We start from the raw sequence: 14,533 nt of genomic DNA on the forward strand, positions 1-14,533 counted from the left end.
TTCTCTCAACCCACGGAGCCTTGATCCATGAGCGCAACAGTCGGTGGTACCACCGCCCTTGGCGACAACGCCGCACGCCAGCTGGCCAATGCCACAAAGACAGTTCCCCAGCTCGAGACCATCAGCCCGCGCTGGCTGACGCACCTGCTGCAATGGGTGCCGGTGGAGGCTGGCATCTACCGCGTCAACAAGGTCAAGAACCCCGAGTCGATCAAGGTCACGTGCACCTCGCGCGAAGAAGAGAACCAGCTGCCGCGCACCTTCGTCGACTACGAAGAGAACCCGCGCGAGCACTACCTGAATGCCGTGAGCACCGTGCTCGACGTGCACACCCGCATCTCCGACCTCTACAGCAGCCCGCACGACCAGATCAAGGAGCAGCTGCGTCTCACGATCGAGACGATCAAGGAGAACCAGGAGAGCGAGCTCATCAACAACCCCGACTACGGCCTGCTGGCGCAAGTGAGCGAAGAGCAACGCATCTTTCCGCTGACCGGCGCGCCCACGCCCGACGACCTGGACGAGCTGCTGACCAAGGTATGGAAAGAGCCCGCGTTCTTCCTCACGCACCCGCTGGCCATTGCCGCCTTCGGCCGTGAAGCCACGCGCCGCGGCACACCACCGCCGACCGTGAGCCTCTTCGGTTCGCAGTTCATCACCTGGCGCGGCATTCCGCTGATTCCATCGAACAAGGTGCCGGTGGCGGACGGCAAGAGCAAGATCCTGCTGCTGCGCGTGGGCGACAAGCGCCAGGGCGTGGTGGGCCTCTTTCAGCCGGGCCTGTCGGGCGAGCAGAGCCCGGGGCTGTCGGTGCGCTTCATGGGCATCAACAACCATGCGATCGCGTCGTACCTGATCTCGCTGTACTGCTCGCTCGCGGTGCTGACCACCGACGCGCTGGCCGTGCTCGACGATGTCGAGATCGGCAAGTACCACGACTATCCCGACACCTACAAGTAAGCCGCGGTGAGCAGCACACCCCCGTTCCCGGGCGAGGCGCCGTTCGAACCGGCCATCCTCGCGCGCATGGCCAGCGCCATGTTCTCCGCGCCCCCGGGCGCGCAGTTTCCCGCCAACATCGCACCGCCGGGCTCGCCGCTGGTGAGTCCCGCCGGCTTCGGGCCGAGCGTGCCGGGCACGCCGATTCCGCAAGGGCAGATTCCGGGCGCCAATGTGCTGCCCGCATCGCCGACCCAACTGCCTTCGCTCGCGAACCGCGCGCCGGCCTTGCTGCCGCATGCGGTGGCGGGCAATGGTGTGCCGGACAACGTGTTGTCCGTGGCGCCGGCTTTCGAGCCGCGTTCGGGCGGTGTGGTGCAGGGCGTGCCGCAGCAAGTCGGAGCACCCGTGGCGCCGCAGGCTGCGGCCTCGCCGTTCTACTTCCTGAGCGAGAGCCATGGCGATCCGTCGGCTGGAGCGACCCCCGCTATCTCACCCCCCGGGCAGGTCTTGCCCCCTCTCCCGCTTGCGGGAGAGGGCTGGGGTGAGGGTCTGCGGACGAACCAGAGTGCGGGGTCGCCCCTCACCCCAACCCTCTCCCCAGAGGGGCGAGGGAGCCAAGCCCAGGTGCTAGGGAGTGAGAAGCCGCAGTTCTACTTCGTCGATGCGGTACGTCTGCCCAATGGCTTCGTCACGCCAGCCAAGCCCGATCCGCGCGGCCCCGATGCCGTGCCGCTCGCCGGCACCGGCCAGCATCCGCCGTTCGACGTCAATGCCGTGCGCCGCGACTTCCCGATCCTGCAGGAGCGCGTCAACGGCAAGCAGCTCGTGTGGTTCGACAACGCCGCCACCACGCACAAGCCGCAATCGGTCATCGACCGCATCGCGTACTTCTACGCACACGAGAACTCGAACATCCACCGCGCGGCGCATGAGCTGGCCGCGCGCGCGACCGACGCTTATGAGGGCGCACGGGAGCGCGTGCGCTTGTTTCTCAACGCGCCGGAAATCGACGAAGTGATCTTCGTGCGCGGCACCACCGAGGCGATCAACCTCGTGGCCAAGAGCTGGGGCGGCCAGCACGTGGGCGAGGGCGACGAGATCATCGTGTCGAACCTGGAGCACCACGCCAACATCGTGCCGTGGCAGCAGCTTGCCGCCGCCAAGGGCGCGAAGCTGCGCGTGATTCCGGTGGACGATTCGGGCCAGGTGCTGCTCGATGAATACCGCAAGCTGTTGAACGACCGCACGAAGATCGTTGCGGTCACGCAGGTCTCCAACGCGCTGGGCACCGTGGTGCCGGTGAAGGAGATCGTCGAGTTGGCACACCGTGCCGGCGCCAAGGCGCTGGTCGATGGCGCGCAATCGGTCTCGCACATGCGGGTCGACGTGCAGGACCTCGGCGCCGACTTCTTCGTCTTCTCCGGCCACAAGGTGTTCGGCCCGACCGGCATCGGTGTGGTCTGGGGCAAGCGCGAGGTGCTCGAAGACATGCCCCCGTGGCAAGGTGGCGGCAACATGATTGCCGACGTCACCTTCGAGAAGACCGTGTTCCAGCCGATCCCGAACAAGTTCGAGGCCGGCACCGGCAACATCGCCGATGCCGTGGGTCTGGGTGCGGCCATCGACTATGTCAACAAGGTCGGCATCGAGAACATCGCGCGCTACGAGCACGACCTGCTGGTGTACGGCATGGCGCAACTGGGTGCGATTCCCGGTGTGCGGCTGATCGGCACGGCGGCCGACAAGGCGAGCGTGATGTCCTTCGTGCTCGACGGCTACACCACCGAAGAGGTGGGCCACGCGCTCAACGACGAAGGCATTGCGGTGCGCACGGGACACCACTGCGCGCAGCCGATCCTGCGGCGCTTCGGCGTCGAGACCACGGTGCGGCCGTCGCTGGCGTTCTACAACACCTTCGACGAGATCGATCGGCTGGTGACGGTGGTGCGGCGTCTGGCTGGCCAGCGGCGCACGCGCTGAGGTCAGGTCACAGGTCAGGGCTTCGATGCCAGGTGCTGCCTGAAGAAGGCGAGCGCCTTGGCATTGAAGTCGGCGTGGAAGGCGACGCGGTCGAAGCCGCCGGCATCGCTGCAGATCTCCGGCAGGGCCTTCGCCATGGCGGGTGCGCAGGGCGCCAGGAACGCGAAGTGCGCGGTGTTCGCGGGCATGTGCCAGTCCGGCGTTGGAGGCAGGTTGCGCCGGACTGCTTCGACGTCGTCCAGCGTGACCCCGTCGCCACCTCGCGCAGAGGCCCAGAGCTGGACGGGCACCGCGACCTGCTTCAACCCCTCGGCATCGAAGAAGCTCAACGGATCGACGATCACCGCCGCCTTGATGCGCGCGTCGCGCACCGGAGGCGCAGGCAGCTCCTGGCGCTGGATCTGGCCGCAGAACGGAATCTTCGAGGTCGGCGTGCAAAAGCGCAGGCCGAGCTTGAAGTCGGGCACTGCGCCCGTCGCCACGAGGCCGGTGTAGCCGCCGCGGGAGAAACCAAAGAAGCCGACCTTTTCTTTGGCGATCTTTGTGCGCCCCGGCCACGCGTTGAGCATGTGATCCGCCAGCCGGCGCATGTCGACCGGACGCGCGGCAAATGTCGAGAGATGGCCCCGGCGTTCCATGTCCTGGAAGTTGTCGTTCGGGTGGTTGATGGCGGCGACCACGAAGCCCGCATCCGCCAGCGCCGCCGCCGTGTCGTGGTGCCCGAGGAACGAGCCGCCCGAGCCGTGCGACATCAGCACCAGCGGCAGCCCCGTGCCGGCGACGGGGCAGTCCTTGGTGGCCGAGATCGCGATCAGGCCGAAGGCGATCTCGCTGGGTGCCGTCTCGCAAGGCGTCCACACCGCGCCGCGCAAGGCTGGCCCGTCCTTGTCGGCGGGCACCTCGATGAAGCTGAAACCCGCAGCGTGGCTCCATGCGGCAGACACACAGAGGGCGGCGAGCAGGGCAAGGCGATGCAGGGTCATGGCGCGCCAATCGAGGGCTGGAAAGGTCGCCAGTGTGCCGTCTCGGGGCGCGTGCCGCCAGCCCGTTTTGCGTCGTGCGATGCGGGCGCGCTATGCTCTGTCGCTGTCCATCACGCAGCTTGTCTTCGCATGTCCCAGCCTCAGGTTTCTTCTTCTTCCGGCGCTCCTTCTGTCAGCGCGGTCAGCGAGTCGTGCGACGTGTTCGTGATCGGCGGCGGCCCCGCCGGCTCGACCGTCGCGGCGCTGCTGGCGCAGCAGGGCCGCCAGGTGGTGCTGGTCGAAAAAGAGCACCACCCGCGGTTTCACATCGGCGAATCGCTGTTGCCCGCGAACGTCGAGCTGTTCGACAGGCTCGGCGTGCGCGACCAGGTCGAGAAGATCGGCATGCCGAAGTTCGGCATCGAGTTCGTGTCGCCCGAGCATGAGCACCGCAGCTACGTCGAGTTCGCCGAAGGCTGGGACAAGTCGCTCGATTCCGCCTGGCAGGTGCGCCGCTCCGAACTCGACGAGCTGTTGTTTCGCAACGCCGCCACGCGCGGCGCGCAGACTTTCGAGGGCTGCAAGGTGCGCGACGTGGCCTTCGACGCCGACGGCGCAACCGTGCAGGCCGTGATGGACGACGGGGCCAAGCGCAGCTGGCGCGCGCGCTTCGTGATCGACGCCACGGGCCGCGACACGCTGCTGGCCAACAAATTCCGCTGCAAGCAGAAGAACCCCGCCCACAACAGCACCGCGCTGTTCGGCCACTTCACCAACGCCGAGCGGCTCGAGGGCAAGAAGGAAGGCAACATCAGCATCTGCTGGTTTCCGCACGGCTGGTTCTGGTTCATCCCGCTGGCCGACGGCACGACCAGCGTGGGCGCGGTGTGCTGGCCCTATTACCTGAAGACGCGCGACAAGCCGTTGAAGGAATTCTTCTACGACACCATCGCGCTGTGCCCCGTGCTGGCCGACCGCCTGAAGAACGCCACCCTGATCGACGACGCGGTGCACGCCACCGGCAACTTCTCGTACTCGAGCACGCACGCCACGGGCGACAACTATCTGCTGCTGGGCGACGCCTTCACCTTCATCGACCCGATGTTCTCTTCGGGGGTGTACCTGGCGATGCACAGCGCCTTTGACGGCGCCGAACTGGTGGCCACCGCGCTCGACCAGCCGGCCGAGCTGGCCCGCGCGCGCGAAGGCTTCGAGGCCATGATGCGCAAGGGCCCGCGCGAGTACTCGTGGTTCATCTACCGCGTGACCAATCCGACCATCCGCGACATGTTCATGTACCCCGGCAACCCGTTCCGGGTGAAGGAAGCGCTGATGTCGCTGCTGGCCGGCGACATCTACAAGGGCACGCCGATGTGGGGCGCGCTGCGCATGTTCAAGGTGCTGTACTACGGCATCTCCCTCGCCAACTTCCGCCGCACCATGGCGGGGTGGAAGCAGCACCGCTTCAACATCCGCGACATGGGGGCGTTGAAGGGGGAGACGATCCAGAAGTCGGACTGAACGCGCAGTTCACGCGCCTGACAGTTCGGCGATGAGCCGCCGGTTCTGCCGCGCCAGCGTGCGGAACGGCCCGGAGAGGCGATCGTCGGCCGCCAAGGTTTCCCAGTAAACGCCCGCCAGCTGCCGGGCATGCGGCCACTCCTGCAGGGTGTCCACGGTCGGTGCCAGCCCGGTGGCCGCCAGATCGCGCGCGGGCAGTTCACCGCTGGTCGGCGCATACAGCGTGGGCAGCACGTCGTAGGCGGGCGCGAGGCGCCAGCCACTTCCTTCGATGAGCAGCGAGATGTTGCCGTAGTGCCGGTCGGTGTTGCCGATGAGGCGACCGAAGGCTTCGAGAAAGCGCAAGCGCAGCGCATCGTCGGCGCGCAGCAGACCGCGCGAAGCCATCCGGTTGGCCGTGGCCGCCCAGTTGTCGATCTTGCCGATGTGCTGCGCGTCGTAGGCCATCAGCGACACCATGCCGATGCGGCCGTGGGCCGAGCGGTCGAAGCGCTCGACCTCCAGGAACACGCGGCCGCCTTCGATGAAGATGCGCGTGGTGGCCGCTGAGACGCCTGCTTGCGCCAGCGTGCTCAGTGCCAGGTGCTCGCTGACGAGAAGGTCGCGCGAGCGCCGGTCGAGTGCCGACGTGCCTGCCAGCGAAAACTTGACGATGACCTGCCGGCCGTCGCGCACCGTGCAGAACTTCGGCTGTTCGCCGCCGGCCGAGGAGCCGGGCAGGGTGCCCTGCATCGCGCTTTCCGCCATCGCGGGGTAGTCGGCTACGGAGACAGAGCGGGCGGCGCGTGCGCTCAATGCATGAAATCGCTGGAAGGATTCGGCACCCACCACGAGGTTGCCGGGCAGGTCTTCGCCGCACAACGCAAGCGCTTGAAGCACGTCGTCGTCGTTCCAGTGCTCGGGGTTGGCGGGCAATCCGAGTTCGGGGTGTCCCTGCGCGAAGGCGCGGCCGATGAAGCCCTGGGGACGCATGTCCGAAAGGAACCACGGCAGGCCCTCATGCAATGCGCTGCGGCCTTGTTGTTCGTCCATCCAGCAACGCCCGCCCTGCAGCGGCACGATGCGTCCGAACGGCGAGGCTTGGCCGGCGGCATCGACCTTGACGACCGGCACCTCGGCGCCGACGCGTTCGACGTGCCGGGGCGCCACATACATCTGCGAGCGCGCTGCACCGACCTTCAGGATCTGCGCGCTGCGAACGAGCGGCGCCAGCGTGCGTGAGGCAGTCGCCTGACTGATGCCCAGCCGCGCCTGCAGCTCGGCGCTCGTGGCAGCGCCTTGCGAGCGGATGAAGGCGAGGGCTGTGGCGCTCAGGGATGGCGGATTGGGCGGTGGCATTGCATATCTATGTGAATAGATAAATTATCCCACCCGCCATTGGGAAACTCAAACCAAATGAATTTCTAAGTGAATAGATACTGTGGGTCCGAAGCGTGTCCGATTCTTACGAATTCAGCGCCGCGTGCCGGGCCCGCATTGTTGCCACCGCATGCGCCACCCCCAACTGCGGGCTGCTGAGCACATCGACTCCCAGGTCCGCCAGCAACGCCGTCACCGGCGCCATCGACGCCTGCGCCAGCACGATCACGTCGGTGCCCTCGGCTGCGGCGCGGATCGAATCGGCGAGCGTGGCGATGTAGCGCGCGGTGTCGCCCGACTGGAAATGCACCCAGGCGCCTTCGACCAGCAAGGTGCTGGCGCGGATGCCGACGCCGGCCTGCCGCGCCGCTGAAAGCACGAGCGACAGGGTCGGGTCGATGGTGCTCTCGACGGCGCCGACGATCAGCACGCGCGGGCCGTTGCGTACGGCGCGATCGGCCATGGCGCGGTCGATGCGCAGGGCGGCAAAGGCACCGCCGGTGGCGGTTTTCTCGGCAATGCCGCCGATGGTGGAGCAGGTGCACACGACGACCGAGGCGCCGTCGGAGGCAGCGTCGCGCATGGCTTCGTGCACACGCGTCACCAGGCCGGCATGGTCGACGCCGAGCGTGCGCGCATCGGCGAGCAGCTCTTTCATCACCAGGTGCTGCACGCGCAGCTCGGGGGCGATCTCGCGTGCCAGGCCGCCGAAGGTCTGCACATGCACCTCGGCCGTGTGAAGGAAGGCGAGCGTGTCGGTCATGGCGTGGTGGCCGTTCAACCGGCCTCGCGCGCGCGCCGGAACTCGTAGGCCTTGAGGTGCACGTAGGCCGTGCGCAGCACCGACGGCGTGGGCGATGCGCTGCGCGGTGCGCGGGCCAGCAGGTCGCCCAGGATGTGGTCGGCCTCGACGCGCGCGCCACGGGCCATGTCCTTGTACATCGAGGCGGTCATGGGCGAGCCGGCGGTGGTGACCACCGCGCGCCCGCGCGTGACGGCGCCGGGGCGTGGGGCGAAGCCGTTGTGGGTGGCGATGGCGCAGCACTCGTCGAAGATCGCAAGCGCCACGTCTTCGCCGCCTGCCGCCACGATGTCGCCGATGGAAGAATGCATGAGGCTCGTGAGGCCCGCGGCCGAGGCGATGAAGACCCACTTCTCCCACATGTCCTGCGCGATCGTTTCGCTCGCGGTGGCGGCGAAGTTCGCGCCGGCGAACTGGGCCGCGATGGCGTCGATGCGTGGCGAACGGCCACCGGCGCGTTCGCCGTAGCTCAGGCTGTGCATGTCGTTCAGGTGCAGCACGCGGCCCTCGTCGTCGAGGGTGGCGGAGATCATGCACAGGCCGCCGAGCACGCGCGCGTCGCCGAAGCGCGCGGCCAGCCGGTCGATGTGGCCCAGGCCGTTGAGCAGCGGAAGGATGACGGTGTCGGGCCCGACGGCGGACGCGAACGAGTCCATGGTCGCGTCGAGGTCGTAGGCCTTGCAGCCGACGACGACCACGTCGTACGGGCCGTCGATCTGCTCGGCCAGCACGTGCTTCGGCGTCGGCAGGTCGAGGTCGCCGCAGGGGCTGCGCACCACGAGGCCGGTCGTGGCCAGCTGGGCCACGCGGCCCGGACGCAGTAGAAAGGTCACATCGCGGCCTGCTGCAAGCAGGCGTGCGCCGAAATAACCACCGAGTGCACCGGCACCCACCATCAGGAATCGCATCGCGCGTTGCCTCCGAAGAAACTGAAGATCGGAAGCGATGATGCCCCGGATCGCGCGCGGACGCCTCAGGGGTGTTGCGAGGCCACCAGTCGCTCGCGGGCAAAGGGCCGCAGGTCGAGGCCGTGCGCGTTCTCGCGGCCCAGCACCCGGTCGGCGATGGCGTCGCCCAGCCCGGCCGAGTGCTTGAAGCCGTGGCCGGAGCAGGCCGAGACGATCAGCACATTGGGCAGGCCGTCGAGCGCGTCGATCACGAAGCGGCGGTCAGGCGTCACGGTGTACATGCAGGCACGGGCCTTGAGCGCATGCCCGGCGATCTGCGGAAAGCGCCCGGCGACGCGGTCGCGGTACATGGCGGCGGTTTCCTCGGCTCTCACGTCGCGCACGAGTGCGTCGGGCGTGGTGGTGTCGACGTACTGCTCGGTGGCGACCTTCAGCGCGGGTTGCGCTGCGTCGGAGGCTGGAAAACCGTACATGTAGTCCTCCTGCGCGTCGCCGAACATCCAGATGAAGATGGGAAAACGCCCGGGCGCGAAGTCGGCCGCAGCGGTGGGGCCGGTGTCGAACCAGTGCATCACCTGCCGGTGCACGGAGAAGTCGGCCTGCCAGTCGGTGCGCGCCTGACGGCCGAGGAACTCGGGCAGCCAGGCGCCGGCCGCGACCACCACCTGGTCGGCGGTGAAGCTGGCGGTTTCGGTGCGCACGCGCACGGTGTCACCGTTGCCCACGGGCTCGACGCCCAGCACGCGCTCGCCGGTGCGGGTCTGTGCGCCGTCGGCGCGGGCCACGGCGAGCTGGGCGGCGATGGCGTCTTCGGGCCGCACGAAGCCGGCGTCGCGTTCGAGGTAGCCGATCTCGTCGCCCTGCAGATGGAACTGCGGGAAGCGCGCGCGGATGCCGGCCGCGTCGAGCACCTCGTGCGCGATGCCGAAGCGCTCGGCGCAGGCGATGGTGCGGCGCACGAAATCGGACTTGCCGTGGTGTGCGGCCACGCGGTCGCGCGGTGCGAGGACGAGGCCGCCGGTGGTGGTCATCAGCGTGCGGCCGGTGCGCGCCTCGAGTTCGCGCCAGATGGCGTGGGAGCGGTGCACCAGCGGCACGTACTCGTCGCCTTCGCCGACGGCCAGCCGCGTGATGCGCGAATCGCCGTGTGAGGAGCCGCGGTCGTGCGGCGGCGCGAACTGGTCGATGCCGAGCACGCGCGCGCCGCGTTGCGAGAGCTGGTAGAGGGTGGCCGCGCCGAGGGCGCCCAGGCCGATGACGATCGCGTCGTAGTGGGTGGGGGAACGGTTGGAACGGGTCACGGGGCGAGAGGTGTCGTCGTCACACAAGGTTCAGGTCGAGAAACGCATCCTTCACCGCGATGGGCTGGGGAATGAGCTTCAGCTGCGCGAACACGTCGGCCAGGCCCTGCTGCTCGCGGGCAATGGCGGGCGTGAGCGCCACGACGCCATAGTGCCGCCGTTCGGTCGCCAGCGCCAGCACCTTGGGCTCGACCTTGAGCTGCGGTGCGAGCGTGGCCACCACGTCGCCGGGGTGGGCCTGCGCCCAGTCGTTGGCCTTGCGCAGTTCGGCGAACACGGTGCGCAAGGTGTCGGCGTTCGTGCGCGCGAAGGCGGGCTGCGCGAAGTGGTAGGTGCGGTTGCCGCTCAGGCCGGTGCCGTCGAACAGCAGGCGCGATTCGGTCGCCACCTGCGCGCCGGCCAGGAACGGGTCCCACAGGCCGATGGCCGCGACGCTGCCCGATTGGTAGGCGGCCACGGTGTCGGAGGCCGTGACGATGTAGACCGGCTCGATGTCTTCATAGCGCAGGCCGGCCGCTTCGAGCGCGCGGATCAGCACGTACTGCGTGTTGTAGCCGCGGCCCGTGACGACCTTCTTGCCCTTCAGGTCGCGCACGCTGCGGATCGGCGAGTCGCGCGGCACCAGGAAGCCGACGCCGCCGGGGTAGGGGCTTTCGGCCGCGAGGTAGACCAGGCCCTTGCCGCTGGCCTGCTGGAACACGCCGATGCCGTCGGAGGCATGGCCGAAGTCGATGGCGCCGGCCGCCAGCGCTTCCGACAGCTGGCTGCCGCCCAGGAACTCGCGCCACTCGACGCTCACATTGGCCGGCGCGAGCGCCTTCTCGAGCTGGCCTGTGCCCTTGAGGACGTTGAGCGTGTTGAACTTCTGGTAGCCGATGCGCAGCGTGCGGGCGCGCGTCTGGGCGAACAGCGGAGCCGAGGCCGCGACGAGGGCTGCGGCGGTTCCGGCCTGGAGCAGGCGGCGGCGGGAAGGCGAGGACAGGGTGTGCATGGCGTCGGCGAAAAATCGGCGACTGTAGGTGTGGGCGGCGCGCCGGGCCACGAAGCTTTTGTCATGTGCTCATGCACAAACTGGCGCACGTCGCTACAAAGCGATGCATGAACTTTTCCGGAAAAGGTCATGGGGTCTTCGCATAATCGCCTTCGTCATTCCGACCCTCTCACTCAAGGAGCTTCATTCATGGCACAGACCCGGATCGCCGTCATCGTCGGCAGCCTGCGCAAGGATTCGTTCAACCACAAGCTCGCTCTGGCGCTGGCGCACCTGGCGCCGTCGGACTTCACTTTCGAAACCCTGCGCATCGACGACCTGCCGCTGTACAACCAGGACGACGACGGCAACCAGGCCGCTTCGGTGAAGCGCCTCAAGAGCGAGGTTGCGGCCGCACAGGGCGTGCTGTTCGTCACGCCCGAATACAACCGCTCGATTCCCGGCGTGCTGAAGAACGCCATCGACCACGCCTCTCGCCCCTACGGCCAGAGCGTCTGGGGCGGCAAGCCGACCGGCGTGGTCGGCATTTCCGTCGGCGCCATCGGCACCGCGCTCGCGCAGCAGCACCTGCGCAACATCCTGGCCTACCTCGACGCGCCCACGATGGGCGGCCCCGAAGTGTTCCTGCAGGCCAAGGAAGGCCTGTTCGACGACAAGGGCCACATCGGCAACGAAGGCACGCAGAAGTTCCTGCAGGGCTGGATGGACAAGTACGTGGCCTGGGTGAAGAGCCATTCGGCTGCCTGACGAACTGGGCGCCGATCGACGCCCATGAAAAAGCCGCCCCTTTGGAGGGCGGCTTTCTTTTTGGGGCTGACGATCTGGCTGTTTGCTATTCCAGATGAATTGATGGATTGAATTTCAATGTCAATTGATTTGCGGCCAGCAGTTATCGAACCGTATTTCCAACGACATAACCGCCGTCGACCGGCAAATCGGTGGCCGTAATGAACGAGGCGGCCGGGCTGGCATAGAAAATCGCGGCACCAACCAGGTCTTCGGTCGATCCCCAGCGCTTGAGCGCGGAATGACCGGCAATCAGGTCGTGGCTCTTCGGCACGCTCCATAGAACTTTCGTCATGTCGGTCTTGTGGTACCCCGGAGAAATCGTGTTGACCCGCACGCCATGGGGACCGTATGCGTGCGCCAGTGTTCGGGTCAAGCCGAGAAGCCCGGTCTTGCTCGCGGCATAGGCGGGAATTTCGGGCTCGACAAGGTAGCTGAGCATCGAAGAGATATTGATGATGCTGCCCTTCGCGCGGATCAGGTGCTCGCGAAAGGCGTAGGACATGCGCATGACGCCATTGAGGTTGACGTCGATCACATCGAGGAAGACTTCCTCGGTATGTTCCGCCTCGCCGCAAAGAATGCCCTGTGCATTGACCAGAACGTCGAGCGTTTCAAAGGTTGCGGCAAACGCCTTGATGCCGTCGCCATCGCGTGCATCGAGGAGTTCGAAGCGAATGGCTTGATTTGCCGGGTTCAGCCTTTCCCTGGCGATCTTTTCAGGACTGCTTCCGGTGGCCACGACCGACGCGCCGAGCCTTGCAAAGCCGTGCGCAATTGCGAGCCCGATGCCACTGGTGGCGCCCGATACCACAATGGACTTTCCATTGAAGAGGTCGCTGCGAAAGGTGTCGAGCAGGGTGTCTCTGTCTGTCTGATTTTCTTGCATGATTGGCCGAGGAAGTGGTTGACTGCCGAATTGGCCAAAAAAGATTATCAGTGTTGGATTGCTTTGGGTATTTGATTCAAATGGAATTAACCAAAGACCTAAATGTTTGCAAAGGTCTGTTGTTTTTGGCAATTTGAGGCGTGCGCGGTGAAATGGGGTGCGCGCCGCACTGGCCCAGCGCGAAGGCACCCCATGGCGAGGTGCCTCGGCAACAGAAAGGCCCAAAAGCCGCGTTGGGTCCCAGCCACTGAGACCCAACGGGCTGTGGGCGGGCCGGCAAGACTCAGGCAGCTTGCGCGACGCTCTTCTGGTTCGCGGCTTCGGCCGTGGCCACGAGGATGTCGGCGCGGGCGGCGGCCAGCGCGGCGGCCTTGGGTGCGTCACCCATCGCGATGCCTTCGGCGCGCACGAAGCGCACGTCGGTGATGCCGAAGAAGCCGAAGATCACCTTCAGGTAGCTCTCCTGGTGTTCAGCCGCTTGACCACCTTCGGAGGTCGAGTAGATGCCGCCGCGGCTCGACGCCACGATGATGGTCTTGCCGCCGGCCAGGCCCACGGCGCCCTTGTCGGTGTACTTGAAGGTGCGGCCGGCTTGCGCGAGGCGGTCGATCCAGGCCTTGAGCTGGGTCGGGATGGTGAAGTTGTACAGCGGGGCGCCGATCACGACGACGTCGGCGGCCAGGAACTGGGTCACCAGCTTTTCCGACAGGGCGTTCTCGCGCAGCTGCGCTTCGGTCGGCTGGGCCTGCACGCCGGTCTTGATGCCGAGAGCGTCGGGGCCGAAGTGCGAGGGCGCGTCCACGGCGAGGTCGAGGTATTCGACCTGGGTGTTGGGGTGGGCGGCGCGCCAGGCGGCGACGGTTTCGGCCGTGAGCTGGCGCGAGGTGGAGCCGGCGGCCAGGATGCTGGAGTCGATGTGGAGCAGCTTCATGTCAGTCAATCACTTTCTGTGCAAGGTGTCGGCGCTGAGAAGTGGCCGGCGTTGGAAGAATTCTATTTTTGATGCGAGTGATTGATAAGTAGCCAAAATTTGATCAGATCGTTCTGTTTGCGGGACAATTAAGCGATGCAAGACCTCAACGACATGGTTTTCTTCGCCGAGGTGGCCGAGCGGGGCGGCTTTGCCGCCGCCAGCCGGGCGCTGGGCATCCCCAAATCGCGCCTGTCGCGCCGCGTGGCCGAGCTCGAGGAGCGGTTGGGCGTGCAACTGATGCAGCGCAGCACGCGGCGCCTGTCGCTCACGCCGGCCGGCGAGATCTATCTGCGGCACGCCTCGGCGATGCGCGACGCAGCGCAGGCGGCCGCCGAGGCGGTGGCGCAGGTGCAGACCGAGCCGAGCGGGCTGGTGCGGTTGACCTGCCCGGTCACCATCGCGCACAGCGGGTTGGCGCAGCTGATCCCGCTGTTCATGGAACGCTACCCCGCGGTGCGCGTCGACATCCGCGTCATCAACCGGCCGGTGGACCTGATCGAGGAGGGCATCGACATCGCGCTGCGCGTGCGCCCGGCGATCGAGGACAGCACCGTGCTCGTCGCCAAGACCTTCGGTCACAGCCGCGGCGTGCTGGTCGCGAGTCCGGCGCTGCTGGCGCAGCACGGGCCGATCGGCACGCCCGCCGACCTTGCAAAGCTGCCGACGGCGGCCATGTCGGTCAACGGGGAAGGGCGCGCCGAATGGCGGCTCGAGGGCCCGGAAGGCCGCAGCCACCTGCATGTGCACACGCCGCGCTACGTGGCCGACGACCTCGCCACGCTGCAGTTCGGCGCGGTGGGCGGTGTCGGCGCGACCCTGCTCCCCGACTACATGTGCAGCGCCGACGTCGAGGCCGGCCGGCTGGTGCGGGTGCTGCCGGGCTGGGGGCCGTCGCCGGTGGTGGCGCACATGGTGTTTCCGGCGCGGCGTGCGCTGGTGCCGGCGGTGCGGCGGCTGATCGACTTCCTGTCGGAGCACCTGCAGAGCGAGCAGATGCGGATGTTCTAAAGCCAGATTGCTATCCAAAAGATAGCGTCATGCCGGGGCTTCGCAGGTTCTATATGCGAAAAACGTCATATCCAAACAAACAGATATTCGTTTGCCATTGAAGCAGCGGTT

13 protein-coding genes are annotated in these 14,533 nt (G+C 66.9%); 5 read left to right on the forward strand and 8 right to left on the reverse strand.

Annotated elements, in window-relative coordinates; all coding sequences use genetic code 11:
• The first annotated feature begins 27 nt into the window (after window positions 1–27).
• Together GFK26_RS23470 and GFK26_RS23475 are read left to right on the forward strand one after the other, a co-directional pair.
• Entirely contained in the window at window positions 28–960 is a 933-nt protein-coding gene (locus tag GFK26_RS23470) for a family 2A encapsulin nanocompartment shell protein (protein ID WP_042579703.1), read from the forward strand.
• Window positions 961–1,026: 66 nt separating this feature from the next.
• Window positions 1,027–2,922 carry a family 2A encapsulin nanocompartment cargo protein cysteine desulfurase gene (locus tag GFK26_RS23475; protein ID WP_153286083.1) on the forward strand — a complete coding sequence of 632 codons (1,896 nt, stop codon included), beginning with the start codon at window positions 1,027–1,029 and terminating at the stop codon, window positions 2,920–2,922.
• Window positions 2,923–2,936: 14 nt separating this feature from the next.
• On the opposite strand, the gene GFK26_RS23480 is transcribed toward GFK26_RS23475, so the two are convergent.
• Window positions 2,937–3,905: an alpha/beta hydrolase family protein gene (locus GFK26_RS23480; protein WP_153284090.1), complete on the reverse strand. Its 969-nt coding sequence runs from the start codon at window positions 3,903–3,905 to the stop codon at window positions 2,937–2,939.
• A 129-nt stretch (window positions 3,906–4,034) separates the two neighbouring features.
• Between GFK26_RS23480 and GFK26_RS23485 the strand changes: the two genes are divergently transcribed.
• Window positions 4,035–5,405 (forward strand): NAD(P)/FAD-dependent oxidoreductase, encoded by a 1,371-nt coding sequence (locus GFK26_RS23485; RefSeq protein ID WP_153284091.1) that lies wholly within the window; start codon window positions 4,035–4,037, stop codon window positions 5,403–5,405.
• Window positions 5,406–5,414: 9 nt separating this feature from the next.
• Here the strand turns inward: GFK26_RS23485 and yjjJ are convergent, their stop codons facing one another.
• The 5 genes from yjjJ to GFK26_RS23510 all read right to left on the reverse strand — a co-directional run bounded on the left by yjjJ (window position 5,415) and on the right by GFK26_RS23510 (window position 10,766).
• Complete coding sequence (gene yjjJ / locus GFK26_RS23490) at window positions 5,415–6,743, reverse strand: type II toxin-antitoxin system HipA family toxin YjjJ (RefSeq protein ID WP_153284092.1); 1,329 nt, start codon at window positions 6,741–6,743, stop codon at window positions 5,415–5,417.
• Window positions 6,744–6,849: 106 nt separating this feature from the next.
• Window positions 6,850–7,527, reverse strand: a complete 678-nt coding sequence (locus tag GFK26_RS23495) for an aspartate/glutamate racemase family protein (protein ID WP_153284093.1) — start codon at window positions 7,525–7,527, stop codon at window positions 6,850–6,852.
• Window positions 7,528–7,541: 14 nt separating this feature from the next.
• On the reverse strand, window positions 7,542–8,474 hold the full coding sequence (gene panE, locus GFK26_RS23500) for a 2-dehydropantoate 2-reductase (RefSeq protein WP_153284094.1): 933 nt from the start codon (window positions 8,472–8,474) through the stop codon (window positions 7,542–7,544).
• Between the two features lie 65 nt (window positions 8,475–8,539).
• Window positions 8,540–9,775 (reverse strand): N-methyl-L-tryptophan oxidase, encoded by a 1,236-nt coding sequence (gene solA, locus GFK26_RS23505; protein ID WP_153284095.1) that lies wholly within the window; start codon window positions 9,773–9,775, stop codon window positions 8,540–8,542.
• Between the two features lie 19 nt (window positions 9,776–9,794).
• Window positions 9,795–10,766, reverse strand: coding sequence for an aliphatic sulfonate ABC transporter substrate-binding protein (locus GFK26_RS23510; protein WP_153284096.1), 972 nt, complete (start codon window positions 10,764–10,766; stop codon window positions 9,795–9,797).
• 189 nt (window positions 10,767–10,955) lie between these two features.
• On the opposite strand from GFK26_RS23510, the gene GFK26_RS23515 reads away from it, so the two are divergent.
• Window positions 10,956–11,513 carry an NADPH-dependent FMN reductase gene (locus GFK26_RS23515; protein WP_153284097.1) on the forward strand — a complete coding sequence of 186 codons (558 nt, stop codon included), beginning with the start codon at window positions 10,956–10,958 and terminating at the stop codon, window positions 11,511–11,513.
• Window positions 11,514–11,655: 142 nt separating this feature from the next.
• Here GFK26_RS23515 and GFK26_RS23520 read toward each other — a convergent pair whose 3' ends face one another.
• On the reverse strand, window positions 11,656–12,441 hold the full coding sequence (locus GFK26_RS23520; RefSeq protein ID WP_153284098.1) for an SDR family NAD(P)-dependent oxidoreductase: 786 nt from the start codon (window positions 12,439–12,441) through the stop codon (window positions 11,656–11,658).
• Window positions 12,442–12,724: 283 nt separating this feature from the next.
• Window positions 12,725–13,372, reverse strand: a complete 648-nt coding sequence (locus GFK26_RS23525) for an FMN-dependent NADH-azoreductase (protein WP_153284099.1) — start codon at window positions 13,370–13,372, stop codon at window positions 12,725–12,727.
• 135 nt (window positions 13,373–13,507) lie between these two features.
• On the opposite strand from GFK26_RS23525, the gene GFK26_RS23530 reads away from it, so the two are divergent.
• Entirely contained in the window at window positions 13,508–14,422 is a 915-nt protein-coding gene (locus GFK26_RS23530; protein ID WP_153284100.1) for a LysR family transcriptional regulator, read from the forward strand.
• The last annotated feature ends 111 nt before the right edge of the window (window positions 14,423–14,533 follow it).

This window comes from Variovorax paradoxus (assembly GCF_009498455.1).
In the GTDB taxonomy this organism is placed as follows: domain Bacteria; phylum Pseudomonadota; class Gammaproteobacteria; order Burkholderiales; family Burkholderiaceae_C; genus Variovorax; species Variovorax paradoxus_H.

What these genes read in the sequence shown, in the direction of transcription:
- GFK26_RS23495 (WP_153284093.1), bottom strand. Translation starts at nt 7,527, where the DNA reads ATGACCGACACGCTCGCCTTCCTTCACACGGCCGAGGTGCATGTGCAG.
- GFK26_RS23520 (WP_153284098.1), bottom strand. Translation starts at nt 12,441, where the DNA reads ATGCAAGAAAATCAGACAGACAGAGACACCCTGCTCGACACCTTTCGC.
- GFK26_RS23515 (WP_153284097.1), top strand. Translation starts at nt 10,956, where the DNA reads ATGGCACAGACCCGGATCGCCGTCATCGTCGGCAGCCTGCGCAAGGAT.
- GFK26_RS23475 (WP_153286083.1), top strand. Translation starts at nt 1,027, where the DNA reads ATGGCCAGCGCCATGTTCTCCGCGCCCCCGGGCGCGCAGTTTCCCGCC.
- GFK26_RS23480 (WP_153284090.1), bottom strand. Translation starts at nt 3,905, where the DNA reads ATGACCCTGCATCGCCTTGCCCTGCTCGCCGCCCTCTGTGTGTCTGCC.
- GFK26_RS23530 (WP_153284100.1), top strand. Translation starts at nt 13,508, where the DNA reads ATGCAAGACCTCAACGACATGGTTTTCTTCGCCGAGGTGGCCGAGCGG.
- GFK26_RS23485 (WP_153284091.1), top strand. Translation starts at nt 4,035, where the DNA reads ATGTCCCAGCCTCAGGTTTCTTCTTCTTCCGGCGCTCCTTCTGTCAGC.
- GFK26_RS23525 (WP_153284099.1), bottom strand. Translation starts at nt 13,372, where the DNA reads ATGAAGCTGCTCCACATCGACTCCAGCATCCTGGCCGCCGGCTCCACC.
- GFK26_RS23470 (WP_042579703.1), top strand. Translation starts at nt 28, where the DNA reads ATGAGCGCAACAGTCGGTGGTACCACCGCCCTTGGCGACAACGCCGCA.
- GFK26_RS23510 (WP_153284096.1), bottom strand. Translation starts at nt 10,766, where the DNA reads ATGCACACCCTGTCCTCGCCTTCCCGCCGCCGCCTGCTCCAGGCCGGA.
- yjjJ (WP_153284092.1), bottom strand. Translation starts at nt 6,743, where the DNA reads ATGCCACCGCCCAATCCGCCATCCCTGAGCGCCACAGCCCTCGCCTTC.
- panE (WP_153284094.1), bottom strand. Translation starts at nt 8,474, where the DNA reads ATGCGATTCCTGATGGTGGGTGCCGGTGCACTCGGTGGTTATTTCGGC.